The following is a 4,563-nucleotide window of genomic DNA, read 5'->3' as shown; positions in this document are numbered from 1 at the left end:
GGCCTTGGTGCTTCTCCAGCTTGGCCTCGAAGCGCTCGAACAGCGTGAAGGCATCGGCCGTGGCGCCGGCAAAGCCGGCCAGGACCTGGTCGCGGTACAGCTTGCGCACCTTGCGGGCTGAGGCCTTGACGACGATGTGGCCGAGCGTGACCTGGCCGTCGCCGCCCAGGGCGACTTGGTGGCCGCGGCGCACGCTGACGATGGTGGTGCCGTGAAAGGGTTCCATGGACTGTCTCAGATGGGGGAGATGGGGGAGGATTCAAGCGCGGCGGCGGCCCCTTCGGGTCCGGGGCCGCCGTGCGGCCGCAGACGCGCGCACCCTTTCAGACGTTGCGCACCTTGACCCGGGCATGCTCGGTGATGCCCATGGCGCCGAAGAACAGCGCCACCAGCCGGTGGGTGTCCTCGAACACGATGTGGCGGTTCTCGCCACGGCGGTTGAGCACCCAGTTGAGCAGGTCACCGGCGGCGATGAAGTCCACCCGGATCAGGCGGGTGCACGAGACATGGACGATCGAGGCCTTGCCCAGGCGGGCATCCAGGCCCTTGAGTGTCTCGGAGATGTCCCCAACGAGCTGGCCCGACAGTTCCAGTGAGGCCACCTGCACCAAGGCTTCATCGGCGAGCTGCGACTCGACGAAGCTGGTGGAGACGTCGCTGACCACCGACAGCGGGGCCGTGGAGGCCGAGGGCAGGCCCGCGCCCCCGCCGAGCTTGACCACGCAGCGCGCAGCCTCCCAGGATGGCGGGGAGACCTCGTAGGTGACGCAATAGTCGATCGCCACCTCGTCGAATTGGTCGGGGCGGTTGGCCAGGCGCAGCACGTCCAGACGCAGCAGCCACAGGGCCGGGTCGGCATCGCGCACGCCGGTGGGGGCGGCGTCGGACAGGATCTGCAGCAACTGCTCGCCGGCCAGCCAGTGCATCTCCAGCGGCTCGCGCGCCCAATGGCGAAACAGCTCGCTCAGTTGCGCGGCGGCCTCGGCATCCACACGGCGCAGCGGGCTCCAGTCCAGCACCCAGGGCAGGGGCATCTGCAGGCTCTGCGAGCGCAGCCGCGTCACCGCGTCGACGTCGAGCTGCTCGGGGCAGACCCAGCCGATGGGACCTTCCAGCCGCGCCGCGCCGGTCATCGGCGCCTCTTCGGCGGCGGCTTCGGCCACCATGCGCGGCAACGAGAACCACTGGGGCGCCGACCAGCCGAACTGCTGCGCGTAGTCCAGGGCCAGGCCCTCGAACTTGGGCTGCTGGCCGGTGGCGCGGTACAGGTCGAACAGCACCATCCAGGTGTCGGCATGCTGTGCACGGCTGGCGCCGGGGTGCACCATGGCGACCAGGGATTGTTCACAGGCGTCGAAATCGGCGTTAGCAAAGGCGATCACCGCCTCGTCGAGCTCGGGATCGTGGACGACCTCGCTCACTTCCACCGCAAAGCCTTCGCCCAGCGCAGCGGGCGCGGCTTGCGGGGGCGCCACGGGGGCCGGGGGGTCTGCCGGGCCGACGACCACCGCCGGCGGCCCGGCCGGGCTGTCGCCCAGGGCTGCGGCACCGCTGGGTCCGGCCGCGGGTTCGGCGCCGAGCGAGCGGGTCGAGGGGCCGTCCAGCGCGGCCGGCTGGGTCGGGGCGTTGTAGAACGAGGGTGAGCGACGCGTGCCGATGGATTCGCCCACCATCTGCTGCTCGATCTCGTCGATCTTGGCCTTGACCTCGACCACGTCGGAGCGGACGAGCGCGCCGCGCAGGTCCACCTCGTCGAGGTTGGACGTGGCATCGAGCATGCCCACGTTGGCGTCGGTGAGGCCCTCGCGGCGCACCTTGCGCAGCATGTCGAACTCGCGCTTGCGCACGAAATCGTTGCGCCGCTTGCGCTCGATCATCGCCTTCAGTTCGGACTTGGCGTACTCGCTTTCCCGCGATTCCGCCGCCGGATGGCTCAGGTCGGCCCAGTCGGTCGTCGGATTGGCGACGAACCGGACGACCTTGCGGAAAAAACCGGGGGTGTTGTCCTTGGAATCCGACATGACCAGGGGGAGACCGACGTGTTCAGTCTCCGAACATCTTTTGCTTCAGCTCGCGGCGCTGCTGGGCTTCGAGGGACAGTGTAGCGGTGGGACGGGCGATCAGGCGGCCCAGACCGATGGGTTCGCCGGTTTCGTCACAGAAACCGTAGTCGCCGGCGTCGATGCGGGCCAGGGCCTGGGCGATCTTCTTGAGCAGCTTGCGCTCGCGGTCGCGGGTGCGCAGCTCCAGGGCGTGTTCTTCCTCGATCGTGGCCCGGTCGGCCGGGTCGGGAACGATCGAGGTGTCCTCGCGCAGGTGCTCGGTGGTCTCGCCGGCATTGCTCAGCAGGTCTTCCTTGAGCGACAGCAGCTTGTGGCGGAAGAACTCGAGCTGCTTGTCGTTCATGTACTCCGACTCGGGCATCGCCAGCACCTCGGCATCGGTGAGGTCCTTGCCGGCCTTGGTCTTCCAGGCATTGGCGAGCTTGGGATCGGGGGGGGTGAGGCTTGCGCGGGGTTGGTCGAGGACGTCGTTGGACTTGTTCATGGTGGCTGAGAGGGACGCTCGCCCGGCGGAGGATTGGGAAAAAGCCTTCGCCGGGCTGGGGCTGGGGGCCGGTGCGGCCGCAGCGGCTGCCGGGACCGGGGCGCTTGCCGGGGCCTCGGGCCGCCGGGCCGAGGCCGCGGGCTTGGGCGCTGGGGCCGTCTTGGCAGCGCCGGTCTTGGCCGGTGCGGCCGCAAGCGGACTGCGGGCGGGCGGCGCCGGGGTCTTTTTGGCCGGTGCCTTGGCCGGGGCGGCCTCGACGGTCTTCTTGGCGGCCGGGGCTGCCTTGGCGCGAGTCGGGGCCGCGGTCTTCTTGGCCGCCGTCTTGGCTGGTAGGGCTCGCTGGGCCGGGGTCTTGCTCACGTTCCATCTCCTCGCAGTGGCAGTTATATACCTGCTCTTGTCGGAATCGGGGACGAAGAACCTTGGGACGAGGCCGTTCCAGTGGCCTTCTGGCGCCGGGGACACCCCCAAGGGCGCCGCGGATTGTAGCGATCTCGCGTCATCGTGCGTGGGAGTTTTCCCGCCCCGGCCCGATCGTGGGTCAGACGAGACATTGCTCCAGGCCCTGCCGGAAGATGTCCTGAGGCAGGTCCAGGCCGATGAAGACCATCTTGCTGGTGCGGGGCTCCCCCTCGGCCCACTGCGGGCCCAGGTCGCTGCCCATGAGCTGGTGCACCCCCTGGAAGATCACCTTGCGCTCGGTGCCCTGCATGTGCAGCACCCCCTTGTAGCGCAGCATGCGCGGGCCGTAGATCTGCACGATGGCGCCCAGGAAGTCCTCCAGCTTGGCCGGGTGGAAGGGCCGGTCCGAGCGGAAGACGAAGGACTTCACGTCATCGTCGTGATGGTGATGGTGCGGGTGGTCGCAGTGCTCGCCATGCTCGTGGTCATGGTGGTGATGGTGGTCATGATCGTCCTCCTTCAGGAAGTCGGGATCGATCTCGAGCTTGGCGTTCAGGTTGAAGCCGCGCAGGTCGAAGACCTCGGCGATCGGCACCTCGCCGAAGTGCACGCGACGCTGCGGCGCGCGCGGGTTCATGTGCTTGATGCGGTGGGCCAAGGCCTCCACGGCGTCGGGCTCGACCAAATCGGTCTTGCTGATGAAGATCTGGTCGGCAAATCCCACCTGGCGGCGGGCCTCCTGGCGGGTGTCGAGCTGGTGCTGGGCATGCTTGGCATCCACCAGGGTCAGGATGGAGTCGAGCAGGTAGCTTTCGGCAATCTCGTCGTCCATGAAGAAGGTCTGGGCGACGGGGCCGGGGTCGGCCAGGCCGGTGGTCTCGATCACCACGCGGTCGAACTGCAGCTCGCCTTTGCGGCGCTTGGCGGCCAGGTCGGCCAATGTGGAGCGCAGATCCTCCCGGATGGTGCAGCAGATGCAGCCGTTGCTCATCTGGATGATCTGCTCCTGCGTGTCGGCCACCAGGATGTCGTTGTCGATGTTTTCCTCACCGAACTCGTTCTCGATGACGGCGATCTTCTGGCCGTGGGCTTCGTGGAGCACGCGCTTGAGCAGCGTGGTCTTGCCGCTGCCCAGGAAGCCGGTGAGGATGGTGGCGGGAATGAGGCTCATGATGGAATCCGTCGCAAAAGGGCGTGCCGGGATCTGGGGGCGAGCGCCGGCGTTTCAAGGGTTGAGCCGAGTGTATCGATCTTGTCAAGCCTTCGGCCGGCCTGGATACGCCTTGTCACGGGGCTGGGGTATCCTTCGCTGATCTAAACTTCTCGCGCAAGCGATGTCCGACCCCCACCCTCGACGCCTGGGACGCCCCGCGGGCGACAAGCGCAACTTCTTCGAACGCCTGGTCGAGTTCCTCTCGCCAGGGCCTGACTCCAAGGACGAGCTGTTCGAGACCCTGGCCGAAGCCGAGGACCGCGAGCTGATCGAGCCGGAATCGCGGCTCATGCTCGAAGGCGTGCTGCGCATGGCCGACATGACGGCCGGCGACGTGATGGTGGCGGCTCCGCGCATGGACCTGCTCGACATCAACGCGCCCTACGAGGAACTGCTGCGCA

Annotated in this window: 3 protein-coding genes and 2 pseudogenes; 1 reads left to right on the top strand and 4 read right to left on the bottom strand. The window is 67.9% G+C overall.

The genetic code is table 11. From position 1 onward, the window contains the following. The 4 genes and pseudogenes from ACK42S_RS15910 to ACK42S_RS15895 form a co-directional block, all read right to left on the bottom strand. Positions 1-226 (bottom strand): annotated as a pseudogene (locus ACK42S_RS15910) (HslU--HslV peptidase proteolytic subunit); the annotation flags it as partial. A 97-nt stretch (positions 227-323) separates the two neighbouring features. Further along, positions 324-2,021, bottom strand: a complete 1,698-nt coding sequence (locus ACK42S_RS15905; RefSeq protein WP_409709746.1) for a hypothetical protein — start codon at positions 2,019-2,021, stop codon at positions 324-326. A gap of 22 nt (positions 2,022-2,043) precedes the next feature. Then, the gene (dksA, locus tag ACK42S_RS15900) at positions 2,044-2,907 is read right to left on the bottom strand and encodes an RNA polymerase-binding protein DksA (protein WP_409709743.1); all 864 of its coding nucleotides are present in this window, start codon (positions 2,905-2,907) and stop codon (positions 2,044-2,046) included. A 181-nt stretch (positions 2,908-3,088) separates the two neighbouring features. Then, on the bottom strand, positions 3,089-4,120 hold the full coding sequence (locus ACK42S_RS15895; protein WP_409709740.1) for a CobW family GTP-binding protein: 1,032 nt from the start codon (positions 4,118-4,120) through the stop codon (positions 3,089-3,091). Positions 4,121-4,283: 163 nt separating this feature from the next. On the opposite strand from ACK42S_RS15895, the pseudogene ACK42S_RS15890 reads away from it, so the two are divergent. Next, positions 4,284-4,563, top strand: a pseudogene (locus ACK42S_RS15890) (magnesium/cobalt efflux protein); the annotation flags it as partial.

It is taken from the genome of Caldimonas sp. (assembly GCF_046289365.1).
GTDB lineage: Bacteria > Pseudomonadota > Gammaproteobacteria > Burkholderiales > Burkholderiaceae_C > Caldimonas.
Note: the sequence above shows the minus strand (reverse complement) of the source record. Positions and strands in the feature narration are given on the sequence as shown.

Excerpts from the sequence above, each read along its gene's own strand:
- ACK42S_RS15905 (WP_409709746.1), bottom strand. The coding sequence starts at position 2,021 with ATGTCGGATTCCAAGGACAACACCCCCGGTTTTTTCCGCAAGGTCGTC.
- ACK42S_RS15895 (WP_409709740.1), bottom strand. The coding sequence starts at position 4,120 with ATGAGCCTCATTCCCGCCACCATCCTCACCGGCTTCCTGGGCAGCGGC.